The 15,536-nt window shown below is 66.8% G+C and carries 21 protein-coding genes; 8 read left to right on the top strand and 13 right to left on the bottom strand.

Going from position 1 to position 15,536, the window contains the following annotated elements; translation table 11 throughout:
- Positions 1–9: 9 nt before the first annotated feature.
- Entirely contained in the window at positions 10–330 is a 321-nt protein-coding gene (locus Q8Z05_RS08455) for a hypothetical protein (RefSeq protein ID WP_305943023.1), read from the top strand.
- Between the two features lie 27 nt (positions 331–357).
- On the opposite strand, the gene Q8Z05_RS08450 is transcribed toward Q8Z05_RS08455, so the two are convergent.
- The 4 genes from Q8Z05_RS08450 to Q8Z05_RS08435 all read right to left on the bottom strand — a co-directional run bounded on the left by Q8Z05_RS08450 (position 358) and on the right by Q8Z05_RS08435 (position 4,084).
- Positions 358–1,305, bottom strand: a complete 948-nt coding sequence (locus tag Q8Z05_RS08450) for a ribokinase (RefSeq protein WP_305943022.1) — start codon at positions 1,303–1,305, stop codon at positions 358–360.
- 13 nt (positions 1,306–1,318) lie between these two features.
- Entirely contained in the window at positions 1,319–1,972 is a 654-nt protein-coding gene (locus Q8Z05_RS08445; protein WP_305943021.1) for a DedA family protein, read from the bottom strand.
- A 149-nt stretch (positions 1,973–2,121) separates the two neighbouring features.
- Positions 2,122–2,634, bottom strand: coding sequence for a hypothetical protein (locus Q8Z05_RS08440; RefSeq protein WP_305943020.1), 513 nt, complete (start codon positions 2,632–2,634; stop codon positions 2,122–2,124).
- A 67-nt stretch (positions 2,635–2,701) separates the two neighbouring features.
- Positions 2,702–4,084, bottom strand: a complete 1,383-nt coding sequence (locus Q8Z05_RS08435) for an FAD-dependent oxidoreductase (RefSeq protein WP_305943019.1) — start codon at positions 4,082–4,084, stop codon at positions 2,702–2,704.
- Positions 4,085–4,407: 323 nt separating this feature from the next.
- On the opposite strand from Q8Z05_RS08435, the gene Q8Z05_RS08430 reads away from it, so the two are divergent.
- The 3 genes from Q8Z05_RS08430 (at position 4,408) to Q8Z05_RS08420 (ending at position 6,246) form a co-directional block, all read left to right on the top strand.
- Positions 4,408–4,737 carry a YegP family protein gene (locus tag Q8Z05_RS08430; RefSeq protein WP_305943018.1) on the top strand — a complete coding sequence of 110 codons (330 nt, stop codon included), beginning with the start codon at positions 4,408–4,410 and terminating at the stop codon, positions 4,735–4,737.
- 757 nt (positions 4,738–5,494) lie between these two features.
- The gene (locus tag Q8Z05_RS08425; protein WP_305943017.1) at positions 5,495–5,896 is read left to right on the top strand and encodes a YidH family protein; all 402 of its coding nucleotides are present in this window, start codon (positions 5,495–5,497) and stop codon (positions 5,894–5,896) included.
- Between the two features lie 2 nt (positions 5,897–5,898).
- The gene (locus tag Q8Z05_RS08420) at positions 5,899–6,246 is read left to right on the top strand and encodes a DUF202 domain-containing protein (RefSeq protein ID WP_305943016.1); all 348 of its coding nucleotides are present in this window, start codon (positions 5,899–5,901) and stop codon (positions 6,244–6,246) included.
- 46 nt (positions 6,247–6,292) lie between these two features.
- On the opposite strand, the gene Q8Z05_RS08415 is transcribed toward Q8Z05_RS08420, so the two are convergent.
- A complete protein-coding gene (locus tag Q8Z05_RS08415) occupies positions 6,293–6,484 on the bottom strand; it encodes a hypothetical protein (protein ID WP_305943015.1) in 192 nt (63 codons plus the stop codon).
- Positions 6,485–6,560: 76 nt separating this feature from the next.
- Entirely contained in the window at positions 6,561–7,457 is an 897-nt protein-coding gene (locus Q8Z05_RS08410; RefSeq protein WP_305943014.1) for an SGNH/GDSL hydrolase family protein, read from the bottom strand.
- A 172-nt stretch (positions 7,458–7,629) separates the two neighbouring features.
- On the opposite strand from Q8Z05_RS08410, the gene Q8Z05_RS08405 reads away from it, so the two are divergent.
- Positions 7,630–8,082: a DapH/DapD/GlmU-related protein gene (locus tag Q8Z05_RS08405; RefSeq protein ID WP_305943013.1), complete on the top strand. Its 453-nt coding sequence runs from the start codon at positions 7,630–7,632 to the stop codon at positions 8,080–8,082.
- A gap of 118 nt (positions 8,083–8,200) precedes the next feature.
- Complete coding sequence (locus Q8Z05_RS08400; RefSeq protein ID WP_305943012.1) at positions 8,201–8,983, top strand: hypothetical protein; 783 nt, start codon at positions 8,201–8,203, stop codon at positions 8,981–8,983.
- Between the two features lie 7 nt (positions 8,984–8,990).
- Here the strand turns inward: Q8Z05_RS08400 and Q8Z05_RS08395 are convergent, their stop codons facing one another.
- Complete coding sequence (locus Q8Z05_RS08395; protein ID WP_305943011.1) at positions 8,991–9,575, bottom strand: histidine phosphatase family protein; 585 nt, start codon at positions 9,573–9,575, stop codon at positions 8,991–8,993.
- A gap of 198 nt (positions 9,576–9,773) precedes the next feature.
- On the opposite strand from Q8Z05_RS08395, the gene Q8Z05_RS08390 reads away from it, so the two are divergent.
- Entirely contained in the window at positions 9,774–9,989 is a 216-nt protein-coding gene (locus Q8Z05_RS08390; RefSeq protein ID WP_305943010.1) for a hypothetical protein, read from the top strand.
- A 24-nt stretch (positions 9,990–10,013) separates the two neighbouring features.
- On the opposite strand, the gene Q8Z05_RS08385 is transcribed toward Q8Z05_RS08390, so the two are convergent.
- Positions 10,014–10,391, bottom strand: a complete 378-nt coding sequence (locus tag Q8Z05_RS08385; RefSeq protein WP_305943009.1) for a hypothetical protein — start codon at positions 10,389–10,391, stop codon at positions 10,014–10,016.
- 49 nt (positions 10,392–10,440) lie between these two features.
- Between Q8Z05_RS08385 and Q8Z05_RS08380 the strand changes: the two genes are divergently transcribed.
- Positions 10,441–11,112: a DNA alkylation repair protein gene (locus tag Q8Z05_RS08380; protein WP_305943008.1), complete on the top strand. Its 672-nt coding sequence runs from the start codon at positions 10,441–10,443 to the stop codon at positions 11,110–11,112.
- Positions 11,113–11,126: 14 nt separating this feature from the next.
- On the opposite strand, the gene Q8Z05_RS08375 is transcribed toward Q8Z05_RS08380, so the two are convergent.
- The 5 genes from Q8Z05_RS08375 to Q8Z05_RS08355 all read right to left on the bottom strand — a co-directional run bounded on the left by Q8Z05_RS08375 (position 11,127) and on the right by Q8Z05_RS08355 (position 15,535).
- Positions 11,127–11,870, bottom strand: a complete 744-nt coding sequence (locus tag Q8Z05_RS08375) for a lytic transglycosylase domain-containing protein (RefSeq protein ID WP_305943007.1) — start codon at positions 11,868–11,870, stop codon at positions 11,127–11,129.
- 50 nt (positions 11,871–11,920) lie between these two features.
- Complete coding sequence (locus Q8Z05_RS08370) at positions 11,921–12,193, bottom strand: hypothetical protein (RefSeq protein ID WP_305943006.1); 273 nt, start codon at positions 12,191–12,193, stop codon at positions 11,921–11,923.
- A gap of 189 nt (positions 12,194–12,382) precedes the next feature.
- Positions 12,383–13,240, bottom strand: coding sequence for a formyltetrahydrofolate deformylase (purU, locus tag Q8Z05_RS08365; RefSeq protein ID WP_305943005.1), 858 nt, complete (start codon positions 13,238–13,240; stop codon positions 12,383–12,385).
- Positions 13,237–14,709, bottom strand: coding sequence for a D-serine/D-alanine/glycine transporter (cycA, locus tag Q8Z05_RS08360; protein WP_305943004.1), 1,473 nt, complete (start codon positions 14,707–14,709; stop codon positions 13,237–13,239). Before cycA ends, purU begins: the two co-directional genes overlap by 4 nt.
- Entirely contained in the window at positions 14,699–15,535 is an 837-nt protein-coding gene (locus Q8Z05_RS08355) for a methylenetetrahydrofolate reductase (RefSeq protein ID WP_305943003.1), read from the bottom strand. The genes cycA and Q8Z05_RS08355 overlap by 11 nt, the downstream gene beginning before the upstream one ends.
- Between the last annotated feature and the right edge of the window lies 1 nt (position 15,536).

Below are 15,536 nucleotides of genomic sequence, written 5' to 3'. Positions count from 1 at the left end.
CGGCAGCATATGAGCCTCACAGATAGATGGGACCGCCTCGATTCCGAGACCCGGACGTGGCTCCTGGAAAATCCGGGATGCCTGGTTTTGCCCCGGGCCTTGTCGGCAAAGATCGAGGAGGAAGCGCAGGGGGACATCGAGCGCGACCCGCACGGCCAGATCGTCCTCTCCCGGGCGGACCATAACTTCATCCGGGACAAGGCGGAGGCCGCCGGAACAATCCGTGTCCCGGCCGCGGACTTCCAGTTTTTCGATACAGCGGCCATGCCTGTGATTAAACCGGCGCCCCATGGAAAGCACGCCGCAGAAGCGCCCACTGACGCGCAGTAGATCCGCGGTTCCGCCCGGGCGGAAGCACTAACCCCGCATCCGCTCCACGTCCGCCGTTCCGGCATAGGCGGCCTGCGTGCCCTTGCGGGTGGTGGCGAGAGCCGCAGCCCCGGAGGCGAACGCCGCGGCGTCAGCCAGCGGCTCCCCCGCAGCAAGCCGGGCGGCCACGGCGCCTGTGAACGCGTCGCCGGCACCCGTGGTGTCGACGGCGTGGACTTTGACCGGCGCAATCCGGACCACGCGATCCGCCCCGTGGGCCAGCGAATCCAGGACCACCGAACCGTTCGCCCCCAAAGTGACGAGGACCCGTTGCAGACCGCGTTCGGCGAAACGATCCCGGACGCGGTCCCAGCCGGCGTCGTCCGCGTCATGAATTTCCGCGCCGAGAAAGAGCGACGCCTCGTGCGTGTTGACCAGCAGGACATCGCACAGGTCCGCGAGGGCCTGCGGGATCTCGCTGTACGGCGAGAGATTCAGCAGGACTGTCGCCCCGGCGTCGCGCGCCATCCGGGCTGCGGCTTCCACAGTGTCGAGGCTGACTTCGAGGCAGAGGCAGGCCACGGCGGCGCCGTCGAATGCGTCCGCGGACGCCGCGACATCGGCGGGTGACAGGGTTCCATTGGCGCCCGCGGAAATGATGATGTGGTTCTCGCCGTGCTCGTCCACCGCGATGACGGCCACTCCCGTGGCGGCGGAATCCGAGGTGCGCACGCGCGAGATGTCCACACCGGCCCCGGCAGCCGAGGCCAAGAGCATCTCGCCGTTGGAGTCGTCCCCCACGGCACCGATGAGGCTGACGGCCCCGCCCAGCAGGCTGGCCGCCACGGCCTGGTTGGCGCTCTTGCCTCCCGGATTGACGGCGAACCCGGTGCCGTGGACCGTCTCACCCGGCAGCGGGAGCCGTTCGCAGTAAATGGTCAGGTCGGCATTCAGGGAGCCGACGACGACGATCCGGCCGTGCGCTTCCGTGCCCATCCCAGCCACTTCCCTAACGCTCGTTCTGGCCTACGCGCTCCCGCTGCCGCCGGTACGCCCGGACACAAACCCAGGCAATCGCGGTGGCCAGTGCAGCATAAACGGCGTAGTTGAGGTACTTGGAATACTCCTCAATGAGGTGGTACTGCGCGCCGAGCAGGACGCCCAGGCCGATCAGCAGGGCATTCCACAGCCCGCTCCCGGCGATCGTGAAGACGCTGAAGGTGGCCAGGTTCATCTTCTCCGCACCGGCGGGCAACGAAATCAGGCTGCGCACGCCCGGCAGGAACCGGCCGAAGAACACGGCCGACTTGCCGTGGCGCTGGAACCAGTCCGCGGCCTTCTCGAAGTCTTCCCGGTCCATGAGCGGCAGCTTGGAGAGCCCGCGGATGGCCCGCTCCAGGCCCAGCCTGGCCCCGAGCCAGTACAGCAGCAGGGCACCGGCATACGCGCCCAGCGTGCTGGTCACGAACACCAGGACCAGGCTCATGGTCCCCTGCTTGGTGAGGAAGCCGGCCAGCGGCAGGATCACCTCGCTGGGGATGGGCGGGATGATGGTTTCCGCAAAGGTGAAGAGCCCCACGCCCCACTCCCCCAGGGCATCAATGCCGCGCGCTGCGAAACCGGCTATCCCGGTGAGCTCGTCCACGGTGTTTGCGGGCATCATGGCTGGCCCCGCTTCAGTTCAGGCTTTTGCGGCACGGTTCATACCCCTCATTGGCCGGACGCACCGTCAACACCAGCCCCGGATGGCGCCCGCAGTCAACGGCCTTGCGCCGTCAGCCTATCCGAGCCGGCTGAACGGGAGCTGAAAGCTCACCGGGCAGCAGGGCGGAACCGCATGAAACCGAAGACCGAGGAGAGCAGGAGCATTCCGCCCCCGATCGCAACCAGGTATCCGGCCATGGGACCGGACCCGGCCGCGCCGGAATCCGGCGGTGCAGCCGTCAGGGTCCGGGCTGAGCGGGACGGGAACGCCGCTACTCCCGGAGGCGTGACGGTGCCGGCCGACGGCGTTCCTGCCGACGCTTCCGGGGTGGTTCCCTGTCCGGGCACACTTTCCTGTGCCGGCACGTTGGCCACGCCGGGGTCAGTGACGATGGGCTGAGTTTCGGCGGAGCCGGCGCCTTCCTGGAGGGGGATGGCAGGTGCCGGAGCTGTGGGGGCAGGGGAAGGCGGTCCGCCGGAATCGCAGACCCGGCCGGAAGCGGCCGGAGGCTCTTTGTCCGGGCAGGGCGCGGCGTTAGCTGGCAACGCCAGGGCCAGGAAACCGGCAGCGACGACGGACAGCACCGCGAGGACGCAGAGAACCAGTCGACCGTTGCACATGTGATCCAACGCTACCCGCTCCGGGACAATCCGTCCTGCCGGATGGCAGCGCGGGGTTTGCGGCAGCCTAACGGCTGGCCGCGAAGCGTGCCGGGAGCCGAAGCGGGTGTCCACTGCCGCCGTCGGCCAGGTCTGCCAGCACCCGGCCGACCGCCGGCGTGAACTTGAACCCGTGGCCGGAGAAGCCGGCGCCCACCACCACCGGGCCAAAGCGGTCCAGCACGAAGTCCTCAGTAGCCGTGCTGGTGTACGTGCAGCTGATCGGAACCGCTGAAGCCGCGTCCACTCCCGGCAGCCACTCCCGGACATACCGCACCAGCGCCTCCAGCTGGACCGGCTCGGGAGTAAAGCTGCGCGCGTCAGGGTCCGTCACCGGTCCCACGCCGTGCCATCCGGCTTTGATGCCCTCGCCCGGAGTGAGCATTCCGTAGACGGGGCTGTACCAGTACGCGTCGCGGGGATCGCCGGGATCGGGGTTGTGGTTGAAGCTGGGCCAGGTCAGCGAGCCATCCAGCGGCGTGAAGTGCGCGGGCTGCTCCTGCGTCACCACGAGCTCCGGGAGCCGGACCAGGTTCCCCACCAGTTTGGTGGTCCACGCACCGCCGGTGACCACCACGCGGCGCGCGCTGATCTCGCCGGAGTCAGTCACGACGACGGCGCGGTCGTCGCCGGCGACGCGGATGTCCCGGACCGGCGTCGAATAGTCAAAACGGGCGCCGTGCGCCTCTGCGGCCCGGCGCAGCGCCAGCAGCGCATCGGTGGCGCGGACGCGCCCCGAGCCGGGAACCACCAGGACCTCGCTCCGGAAATTCATGCCTCGCCAGCGGTCCGCAGCCTCCGGGGCCGGAAGGAAGTAACTGTCGATGCCGCGCTCCGCGTGCGACGCACGGACGTCCCGCAGCCTGCCGACGTTGCCATGGTTCACCAGCCCCACGAGGTCCAGCAGCTGCGTGCCCGTTTCGTCGGCAAGCTCGTCCCACAGGTCCTTGGCTTCGGTGGCCAGGTCCAGGTAGTCGGCCTCGGCGTAGGCCATGTTGAAATTGCGGGTGGCGCCATGCGAGGCGCCAATGTGGTGGCCCGGCTCGAACTGTTCCAGGAGCCTGACCGAGTGCCCGCGGCGGGCAAGCTGCCACGCGGCAGCCGAGCCCATCGCCCCTCCGCCGATTACAACGACATCAACATCCACCACAGCTCCACCCAACCCGGTCCCGCGGCCTCCTCGTGAGGCTTTTCGCCGTTCCATTCTGCCAAGGTTCCTGCGACGGAGCGGCTCGCGCACAAAGGCACCGTGGATTGTGGAACGGATGCACTCGTCAGTCTGGGCCCCGGACACCACCAGCCTGCCCACGCCCTCCCTGGCCAGCACATCTTCCAGGTCGGTGTCCTCAAAGGAGTCCGCGAAGGACTTGTGCACCAGCGGTTCCTGTTCCCGGCGCTTCAGTTCGGGCACCAGTTCCCAGGCCCCGCTGCCCTTCTCCAGCTGCTCATCCGAGTGCTGGACCTACACTGACAGTTTGGTCATAGCGAGCTCCTTTGTCCGCGCCGGGGCCTTCGACGGGACCCGGGCGGCGATCCGTTGCATGCATTTTACCTGGGCTTAACTTGATCGGTCTTGTGGGCCTGCACGGGGCCACGACAGACTTAAAGCACTTGATGAACGGATCAATTCTGATCGTTCGACCAGACCAGCGGAAGATGTTCGCAGAGATGCGCTCGGCCTGTTTTGCGGCGAAGCCGCCGGCGGACGGGCTCCGCAGACCGGAAGGATTAGTTATGGCCGGCAAGTTTGAAGTCTTCGTTGACGCAGAAGCGCAGTACCGGTTCCGGCTTACCACGCCCGACGGAACCGAACTGGCCGTGTCCGCTCCGTACCGGGACAAGTCCGCAGCCGTGGCGGCCATCGAGGCAGTCCGCGAGTGCGCGGGCATGGGCCTGATCAGCGACCTCTGCCCGGCCGGCAATTCGGTTCCGACGTCGGCCGCCGCCACGCCGGCACCGGTCCCCGCGGCCTGCGAACCCCGGCGGACCCCGGTTGACGGCTTCCGCAAACACGCGGCAGTGCGGCGGCCGGCGGCCGTGCCGCACCTCTCGGGAGTGGCGTAATCACGCCCCGCGCACCCCGGCCGCGGGGCGGCGCAGCCTGAAGCCGACTGCAGCCCCGGCAACAAGCAGGATTCCGCCGGCAACAAGCAAGTAGCCGGCCTCAGCCAGGGGCCTCGCTTGCTGCGGGGAAGGTGGCCCCGCAGCCGGAACCGCGGGGGACGACTCTGCAGCTGACGTGGGAACCGCAGGGGCCCGAACTGCGGAAGATTCCGGTGACGGCGTCCCGGTCGCATTCCCGGCAGAGTTGGCATCGGTTCCCGGCGCTTGGCTGGCGGGCACTTGGCTTTCAAGAAGCTGGCCTCCCGGCAGTTCGGTTCCCGGTGTAAGCGGCCGGGCGGTCGACGTCGGGCTGCTTGGGCCCGGAACAGGGCCTCCCGGTGCAGGGTCCGGGGTAACGGTGGTCGAGGGTGCCGGCGCGGTCGGGACCGCCGTCGTGGGCGTTGTTGGTCCGGGAAGCAACGGGCTCAACGGGACGCAGATGCCGCCAGGGGTTACCGGAACCTGGCCTGCGGGGCACGGCTCTGAGGCCGCCGGCGCAGCCAACGCCACCATGACAAGGACGACGGCGCACCACAGCGACGCAGTGCCCACAATCCTCTGCCCGGTACTCACGACGTACAACGCTACCCAATTGGTCACGGAAACCTGCGGACCCCAAGCCCCGGCGAGCACGCAAGGGTGCGGCACCAGGGCCGGAAACGTGGTAGGCAAGAGAAGGGAGCACATCTGCCACCTGCCGCGTACGGAAGGATTCACGTTGCCAGAAGATCCGAACACCGGAGAGCCCGACACGAGGGGCTGGCTCGCTTCCAGGATCCTCCGTGGCGGCACCGAGCCCGATCCGCGGTTCACCCTGGCGAACGAGCGCACCTTCCTGGCGTGGATCCGCACTTCGCTGGCCCTGCTGGCCGGCGGCGTGGCCGTCGAAGCCTTTATGGCCGACCTCCTGGGCCAGGAGTTGCGCAAGACCATCGCAGTGCTGCTGCTCGTCCTGGCGCTGGTGATCGGCGGCGGCTCGTTCTTCCGGTGGGTGAACGTGGAACGCGCCATGCGGTCAAAGGCGCCGTTGCCGCTGCCCCTCATCGCCCCTGTGCTGGCCATCGGCGGAGCCCTCGTGGCAGCCATCATGGTGGTTTTCGTGATCGCCCGGCCGGCCTGACCGTGACAGCCCAGCACGACTCCGCCTGGCACGGCGACGCGGGTCTTCAGCCTGAACGGACCGATCTCGCCTGGAGCCGCACCACCATGTCGATGGTGATCGCAGCAGCAGTCTTCCTGCGTTGGCTGCCCCATCACGGCTGGTTCGTCGGAACGCTCGTCGGGGGCGCCATCGTCACCGCAGTTGCCATCAACCTCACCCAGAAAAGGCGCTTCCATCGCGCCGTTCGGGGCATCAGGCACGAAACCATGGCACCGCATGTAGGTTCGACGGCGGCGGTCGCCGCGAGCGTCGTCGTCCTCGCCCTGCTGGGGATCTACACGGTACTGTTCCTGCCGCTGCAGCCATAGGGGCCGGGGGCCCGCCGGTACAGCCGGCCAGTCAACGGGGAGCCGGTTAGAAAAGCATCTGCTGGCCGTCTGCGGATTCGCCTGCGGCTGTCAGCACCCCTTCAGCAGAAGTCATTCCGACGATGTCCTTGAAGTCCGGAAGCAGCTCACCAATGCAGGTCTGGCCCTCGAGCACCGGGATCACCACCGTATTCGCACTGCCTGTGTTTGCACTGGGGTCGGTGCTGGAATCTGCCACTGAGTGAGTTTATGGCAGGGCCCCGACACTGGAGGGACGACACTCCAGCATGAACGGCGCGTGACTGTACTCCGGCCTAACCCTGGCCCTCCATGGCGACGACAGGTTGCCCCGGACTGTTCACCGGATCCGCGGCCGGCCGCTTCGCCGTATGTTCCACAGCAGGGGCACGCCGATGGAACCGACGCACAGCCCACGGCAGCAGGTACCTGCGGGCCCACTCAAGATCTTCAGCCCTGGCCTGCCGCCAGTTGCCCTGCACCAGGCCTGCGGGTGCCCCAGCGGGTTCCGGGTGCACCAGCACATGCGGTGCACCAAGTGCATCCAGCACTCTCATTGCCACGGCGTGGTGGCCGAGCGGGGACAGATGCAACCTGTCCCGGTCCCACATCCGCGGGTCCCGGAGTTCACGCAAACCCCACAGGTCAGCAATGACGGCGTCGTGCCGGGAGGCGATCGCGCGGATGTTTTCGTTGAAGACCGCAACCTTGGTCCGGTTGCGGCCCAGCACGGGCGTCGACCTCCAGTCGGGACCGGTGAAAAGAACCAGGGTAGCGCCGCTGGAACTTAGCAGCTCGACGCCGGCGTCGAGCTTGTCCGCCAGCTTGTCCGGGTCGCTGCCGTGGAAGACCATGTCGTTGCCGCCGGCGGAAATTGTGATCAGGTCCGGCTCCAGAGCCAGCGCCGGCCCGGCCTGCCGGGCGAGGATCTGCTCCAGCAGCAGGCCACGCACGGCAAGGTTCGCGTAGGCAAAGTCCGCACGGCCATTACCTAGCTCCTCAGCCACGCGATCGGCCCATCCGCGCACTCCGCCGGGACGCCGGGGGTCGGGGTCCCCCACTCCTTCGGTAAACGAGTCCCCCAAGGCGACGTACCTGCGCCATGGGTGGTCACCGGCACCGGCGGCGTACCCCGCACTGCCGCCACCACCGCGGGTCCGGCGCCCCGACAGATCCTTGTCCTGTGTGGTCACCACGCACCTCCTCGTGGGAAGCCTGCGTCCTTTTTCTGATTAACCACCGGAGCGGCCCACATGTTCCGCAATAGGGACCAAATGCCGTTTTTGTCAATGGAATGCCCACCGGTCCGCAGACGTTAAAACGAGTGTCCGCTGCTATGGGTTGCACCGGACTGACAGGAAGGTCATGAGCAGGAAAATCGAAACAGTTGAAGACGACGCCGGGAAGGTCATCAGCTACCGTCGGCACCCGAATGGCGGCGGCCTGATCGGCCGCGGTGCCGACGTGGATGAGACGTCGTTCATCAGTTCGACTGCCTATGTGGAGGCCGGCGCCCTGGTGGGCAGGGGCAGCCGGGTTGGCGGCGGCAGCTGGATCGACCGGCGGGCGCGCATCGGCCACCGCGTGGTAATTGGCGATGCCGTGTATGTGGGGCCTGGAGCGGTGGTTGGCAACCGGGTTCGTGTGGGCAGCCACTCCAGGATTGGAGGGGGCGCGGTCATTGGCCACGGGGTCCGCCTGCACGGTGACAGCACAGTCGCCTCGGGCAGCTACATCACGGCCGGAAGCAAGGCGTCCGCGGCCTCGTCCCAGCGGTCCCGCCCGGACGGCAGCCGTAAAACGCGCAAGGCCGCCTGAGCGCGCATGACGCGTCGGCGACGCCGAAAGGGGGCCTAAAGGCTCTCGCGGAGCACGCCGGCGTGCGACTACCGTGGAGGCATACCCAGCGTTTGAGCATTGAGAGCGGGGACGCGTGATGGGCAGCCCATGGGATCCCGATGGCGGGCAAGGGCGCGGGGCCGAAAGTTCCGACGGCGGGATCCCCTACGACGGTGCTTCGCCGGATGACGGCGCTGTCCCCGACGACCGTGGTGCGCCTGACAGCGGTGGCCAGGGGAACGCCGACGAGACCGGCGGCACGGCCGGGGCTTTCCTCCCCGCAGTGCCGGCGGCCGCTTTCCGCGAAGCAGTCGTTGCCCGGGAAGAGGAGCGGTTCGGCGGCATTAAGATCGGGTCGGCCTTTTTCGGCTGGCTGACGGCCACCGCAATGATTGTCCTGCTGGCGGCACTGGCTTTGGCGGCTGTGAGGGCAGGGCTGCTGGCCGGTACGGACTTGGTGCCGGGTGCAGGCCAGTCATCACTGTGGCCCGGTGGTGTGACGGGGGCCGCCATGCTCCTGGCGATCCCCTTTCTCGCGTATTTCCTGGGCGGGTACGTTGCAGGTCGGATGGCGCGCTTCAACGGCATCGGCCAGGGGCTCACGGTGTGGCTGTGGGCTGTGCTTATGAGCGCGATTGTGGTTGGTGTGGTCCTTTTTGGCGGCCTCGGCGGGCAGCTCAATGTCCTCACCACACTTAGCGAATTTCTTGGATTTCCCCTGAATCAGGGCCAGCTGAGCACCACAGGCGTCATTGCCCTCATCGCCGTCGCGGCCCTGGCCCTTCTCGGCGCCGTCACGGGCGGCATTGCCGGGGTGCATTACCACCGAAGAGTGGACCGGGCGGGGTTCGCCCCAACGGAGGAGTACTACCAGTCCTAGGCGGAGGTCAGGCCTCGGCGGACGCCGTTACCCGCCCGCCGTTGAAGTATTCGAGCTGCCAGCCGTCGACGCTATGGTGGTGGGCCAGGTTGAGCACGGCGTTGTCGACGCTTTGCAGCGTGCGGCCGATGGCGCGGCTGAGGCTCACGCGGATGAGGGTGCCGTGGGCGACCACCAGGACGCGGCGGCCACGGAACTCTTCGGCCAGCTCCTCCAGCGCGGTCAGGCCGCGGGTGGCCGCTTCGTCCTCGCTCTCCGCGCCGCGGAAGCCGCCGGGGACGCGCAGGGCTTCAAGTTCGGGGCCGGCCTGCAGCCCTTCCGCCGGCCCGAAGCGGCGCTCGGTGAGCTCAGGCACGTGCCGCGCGACGCTGAGGCCCAGCCCGTCGGCAATTATGCGGGCAGTTTCCGCTGCACGGCTCAGCGGCGAGGACACGATGGTGTCCCAGCTGTGGCCGGACAGGGCGGCGACGGCGTCGCGCGCCTGTCCGCGGCCGACGTCGTTCAGTGGAATATCAGTGGATCCCTGCAGGCGGCGCTGCGCATTCCAGTCAGTCTGGCCATGGCGGACAAGGGCGAACGTCGTAAGGGTCATGCCTCCATTCTGCCTTGAGGGCATGCCCGGTCCGGAACTGTTCGTGACGTTTACGACGACACTGGTGGAGGGCCAGAGGCCTTGCCTTCCTCATCCGTCAGGCGTACCTTGAGCCGGTATCACCTTCAAAGGACTCCGTAGCTTGTCATGTTGCATACCGTTCCGCCCGCATTCAGCAGGAAGGCAGCATCGATTCAGATGAACATCAGGGATCATTGGGACCGGCTCGACCAGCCCACGCAGAAGTGGCTCATCGACAACCCGGGGTGCCGGATTCTGCCCCGGACCGTCACCACGATCATCTCCAAGGCAACAGGGGAAGATCCAGGAAGTGGCCAGCATGGCGAGATGGTCTTATCGCCGGAGGACCACGAGTTCATCCGCTCGAAGGCAACCGAATCGCTCAGCGCCTGACCCGCTCGTCGTCTGTCCTGACGATCAGCCGAGCTCCCCTTGCACGTGGGCCCGGATGGCACCGATCACCCGCGCCGATCCCTGCGTGCGGTAAACGTCGATTGGCCTGGAGCCCAGCAGCACGTTGGGATTGCACATCCAGACCATTGCCTGCGCCGGCGTGAAAGCGGAGTGGAGGTGCCTTATAAGGGCATCCAGGTCCGCAAGCTCGAGCCGGCCGCCCGCATCCGGCGCATCCTGGCCCGACGCCCAGCGTTCCAGAAGTTCCACGCTGATGCCCAGCAGCGGTGGCGGACAATGCCGGTTCGTCAGCGCCCATGTCCTGCAGTTGTTCCATGACGCCATGCTATTTGCCCGCGTTCCCCGGTACCAGGGCCGCAGGACCTCCTGTGCGCTGGTCATCCATACGCCCACTAAGCTGAACCTCACGCGTGATGGACAGGAGGCTGAAATGGCCGGGATGACAGTGGCAGAGGTGATGGCTGAGCTGGCCGCCCTCGAGGATCCGAGGATGCGCGAGGTGAACGAGAAGCACGGGGATGATCACGGTGTGAACCTCAGCAAGCTCCGCGCGCTGGCGAAGCGGCTGAAGACGGAGCAGGACCTCGCGCTCCAGCTCTGGAAGACGGAGGACACCGCGGCGAAGCTGCTGGCGATCCTGGTCTGCCGTCCGAAGGCGTTCGAGCGTGACGAGCTGGATGCCATGGTGCGCGCGGCGGGCACCCCCAAGGTGCACGACTGGCTTGTGAATTATGTGGTGAAGAAGAACCCGCATTCCGAGGAGCTTCGCCTGGCGTGGTTCGCAGATCCGGATCCGGTGGTCGCGAGTGCCGGCTGGGCATTGACCGCTGAGCGCGTGGCGAAGGAGCCCGAGGGCCTCGACCTCGCAGGACTGCTCGACGTCATTGAGGCGAAGATGAAGGACGCCCCGGATCGCCTGCAGTGGGCGATGAACAACTGCCTGGCGCAGATCGGGATCGAGCACGCCGGGCACCGCGCCCGTGCCATCGAGATCGGTGAACGCCTGCAGGTCCTCAAGGACTACCCGACGCCGCCGAACTGCACGTCTCCTTTCGCGCCCATTTGGATCGCCGAAATGGTCCGCCGGCAGCACAAGAAGTAGCTTGAGTTTCCGGCTCAGGGCAGCGCCGCATACTCGTTGGCCTGGTCGCGCACCTGCCGCAGGTAGTTATCGGACTGGTTGTAGGAGAGCACTGCGTCGCTCCATCCCCCGGCGGTGGTGAGGTCACGGCCGCCCCGGCACAGGTACGAGGCGGCGCTGAGTGCGGCATCGTCGATGTTCAGCGGGTCGGCGATTCCGTCTCCGTTCCCGTCCCGCCCTGCCAGGTCCCACGTGGTGGGAATGAACTGCATGGGTCCCACGGCGCGGTCCCAGACAGCGTCGCCGTCGAGGACGCCGTCGTCCGTGTCGGGGATGGCGGCGAACCCGCCGCCATCGAGGCTTGGCCCGATGATCGGCCCGCTCGACTGCCCGGTGCCGGACAGAGTCCCGCCTCCATGGCTCCCGTGTCCGGACTCCACAAAGCCGATGGCGGCCACGGTATTCCATCCGACCCGGCACGCGGGGGTGTCGGTGTTGGCGAGCTCCGCGGCGGCTGCATAGGCCTGCAGCGCCCTGGCAGGTATGCCGGTCTGTTTCGCCGTCCTGGCCAGCCATTCCGGATCCACCGGGCTGTCGGTAATGTCCACGGCGCGGGCGCTGAAATCCGGGAGTGCAGCGAGTTTCGCGCCAGCTTGCGGCGGTGGCGCCTGGCCCCGCAGCCCGGCCGCGCCGGACTGGCCGAGCGCCCAGAACAGGAGCCCGCTGATGACGCAGGTCGCGAACAGGCAGAAGACCGCAAGGCGTTTGAGTCGGAGCATGGACTTGGTGGTTCTCGTTTCCGGCGTGTTATTAGTCAGCCGGGTATAACTTACCGCTCCATACTGACGGTGAGATCCAAGTGGATGTCGCTGTCGGCCACCAGCCGCTCCTGGAGATAGCGGGCCAGGCTGGCATCCGTGGCAGTGTGGGCGCCGTTCGGCACCGCTCCCCGCAGAAACGCCTGCGTGTTGGTGGACTTCACCACGTCCAGCGGCGCCCATCCGCGATGGCTGGAGGTGAGACGCTCAATGTCCGTGCGGAAAGAGCGCTTGTGGTCTTCGCGGACAGTGGCGCAAACGGTGAACGGAATAAAAGTAGGCAAAGGGGTCCTCTCGAGAGGCAAACCGGTAGTCGGCGCCCGGTTAGTACAAGGCCCTCCGGGGTCCCGGCATTCCCCCACAGAGGCGAACGAGGCGGACGTCACGGCGTCGTCGAGTGAAGAGTAAAGCACGACGTCGGCGGGCCACCCTCGTGGGTGACCCGCCGACGTCGTACTTCTCAGGAAACGGTGCTACCGCAAAATCACCGTGCGGTTGCCGAGCAGCAGGACCCTGCCTTCGCAGTGCCAGCGCACGGCGTTGCGCAGCGCGGCGCATTCAGCGTCCCGGCCAACGGCCACCAGGTCTTCCGCGGTGTAAGTGTGGTCCACGTCGATCACCTGCTGCGAGATGATCGGGCCCTCGTCGAGTTCCGCGTTGACGTAATGGGCGGTAGCACCCACGGTCTTGACGCCGCGTTCGTAGGCCTGGTGGTAGGGCTTGGCACCCTTGAAGCTGGGCAGGAACGAGTGGTGGATGTTGATGGTCCGTCCGGCCAGCTTGGCTGAGAGCTCGTCACTCAGGACCTGCATGTAACGGGCCAGCACCACGAGTTCCACGTCAAAGGCGTCGACGAGCTCCATCAGGCGCGCTTCCGCGTCCGGCTTTGTATCGTTCGTGACCGGGAGGTGGAAAAACGGGATGCCGTGCCACCGCACCAGGTCCTCCTGCTCGCGGTGGTTGGAGACGACGGCGACGATCTCCACCGGGAAATCCCCGGTGCGAGCCCGGAAGAGCAGGTCGTTGAGGCAATGGCCCATTTTGGACACCATCACCAGGACGCGGCGTTTACGGCCGTGCGGCTCCAGCTGCCAGTTCATCTGCCATTTGTGCGCCAGTGACGTGAAGTCCCGGCGCAGCTCCTCGGTGCTGTAGGCCTCCGGCGCGGAGGCGAAGTGGACGCGCATGAAGAAGTGTCCCTCTTGGCGGTCCCCGTACTGCTTGTTGTCGATGATGTCGCAGCCGTGGTCCAGCAGGAATCCCGAAATTGCGTGGACAATGCCCGGAGATTCGGCACAGTCGAGGGTCAGGACGTGCTCGGATGTGCTCATTTCTTTGCGTCTCGCAGTTCGCGGGTGAGGGCCGTTCCGGGCTCCATGTCCTGGGCGAGTTCGGCCTGGAACGTGGCGTAACGGGCCAGGTGCGCGGGCCGGCTGCGCAGTACCAGCCAGGCGGCGCCGAGCAGGATGAACCACACCGGAGTCACCAGCAGCGCCAGCAGGGTATCCGGCTGCGTGGTCAGCGCCCACAGCACGAAGGCAAAGAAGGCGAATACCACCCAGACCATGGGGACGCCGCCGGGCATCCGGTACCTGGACGCCTCGTGCAGCTGCGGGCGGCGCCTGCGGAAGGCGAGGTAGCTGGCCAGGATGATTGACCACACAAACACGAAGCAGACGGCGGACACGGTGGTCACCATGTCGAAGGCCTTGCCGATGTCCGAGCCCGCGTACATCAGCACCACGCCGGAGAGCAGCAGGACGCAGGAGAGGAACAGCGCATTCTGCGGGACCTTGCGGCGGGACAGGCTGCTGAACACTGACGGGGCGTCGCCCTCCTGGGCCAGGCCGTAGACCATGCGCGACGTTGAGTAGATGCCGGAGTTGGCCGAGGACATGGCCGAGCTGAGCACCACCAGGTTCACCACGGTGGCGGCGGCGCCCAGTCCGGCCAGGGAGAACATGGCGATGAACGGGCTGTGGCCGGCCTGGAACTGGGTCCACGGGGTGACGGACATCAGGATGATGAGGGCGCCCACGTAGAAGAGCAGCACACGGATGGGGATGGAGTTGATGGCCTTGGGCAGGTTCTTCTCCGGGTCCTTGGCTTCCGCGGCCGTAGTGCCCACCAGTTCGATTCCCACAAAGGCGAACACGGCGATCTGGAAGCCGGCCACAAAGCCCATGAATTCGTTGGGGAAGAAGCCGCCGTGGCTCCACAGGTTCGAGAAGGTGGCAGGGCCGGCGTCGGACTGGAAACCGGTGAAAATCATGAACATGCCCACGATGATCAGCGCCGCAATGGCGATGATCTTGATCAGCGCGAACCAGAACTCGGTCTCGCCGAACGCCTTCACCGTCACAAGGTTGAGGAGCAGGAGGATGGCCACGGTGGCCAGGCCCGGGATCCACAGCGGCAGCCCCGGCCAGAGTTCCTTCGAGTAGCCGGCAATGGCAATGACGTCCGCGATCCCGGTGATCACCCAGCAGAACCAGTACGTCCAGCCGGTGAAGAAGCCGGCCCAGGGGCCCAGGAGGTCCGCGGCAAAGTCGCTGAAGGACTTGTAGTTCAGGTTGGACAGCAGGAGTTCGCCCATGGCCCGCATCACGAAGAACAGCATGAAGCCGATGATCATGTACACGAAGATGACGGACGGCCCGGCCGCCGAGATGGTCTTTCCGGAACCCATGAAGAGGCCGGTGCCGATGGCGCCGCCAATGGCGATCAGCTGGATGTGCCGGTTGCTCAGCTGCCGCTCAAGGTGCGGCTCCTGGTGGGAAGTCAGGGTCTTAGTTGTCACGTGCTGTTCCTCGGATCAAAGCGGACTGGAGTGCTGCGGACGTTGACGCCTGATCCGGCCCGCCGGGGACCGGATCAAGGTTGTTGAAGCTGTAGAGATGGATGCCTGCGATGTTTCCCGGCTGGCTTTCCAGCCCGGCCACCAGGGTTTGCGGCGAATAGCGGTCACCGCTGAGGAGCTTGCGCGCCAGCGGACCCTTGCGGCTGAGGAACTTCAGCGAACTTCCGACGCCGATCTGCGCCGCCAGGGCGACCAGCTTGGTCCGGGGGACGGACCCCGCCACGCCGGCCCAGACGGGCAGCAGCACCCCTTCGCGGCGCAGGAGCGCCGCGTAATCGAGGATTCTCGACGGGGAGAAGCACATTTGCGTGACGACATGCGAGGCCAGGTGCTGCTTGGCCAGCAGGGCATCCAGCAGGTCCACCGGGCCAACGCCCGGATGGCCCTCCGGGTAACCGGCAACACCCGCCCGCATCATGCCGCCGGAGTACTGCGCGATGTCTTCCAGCAGCGGAAGGGCGGACCCGTACTGGCCGGCCTGCTGCTTCCGGTCTCCGCCGATCACGAACACTTCCCGGATGCCGGCCACGTTGCAGTCGCGGAGGATTCCGGTGAGCTCTGCGCGGTCATGCACGCTCCGCGCGGCGAGGTGCGGGACGACGTTGTAGCCGAGCACACCCAGCTGCACGGCGGCACGCATGGTCCGCTCGATGCCGTGGTGGGGCAGGCACGTGACGGTGAGCGTTGTGGTCACGGGCACGTGCGCCCGGACGAGGTCAACGATTCCCTCGGAAGGGATGATCTCGATTCTGGTGGGGAACATCATT

This window comes from Arthrobacter oryzae, from assembly GCF_030718995.1.
GTDB lineage: Bacteria > Actinomycetota > Actinomycetes > Actinomycetales > Micrococcaceae > Arthrobacter > Arthrobacter oryzae_C.
The sequence above is the reverse complement of the archived record's forward strand: the minus strand, read 5'-3'. Positions and strand labels throughout refer to the sequence as shown.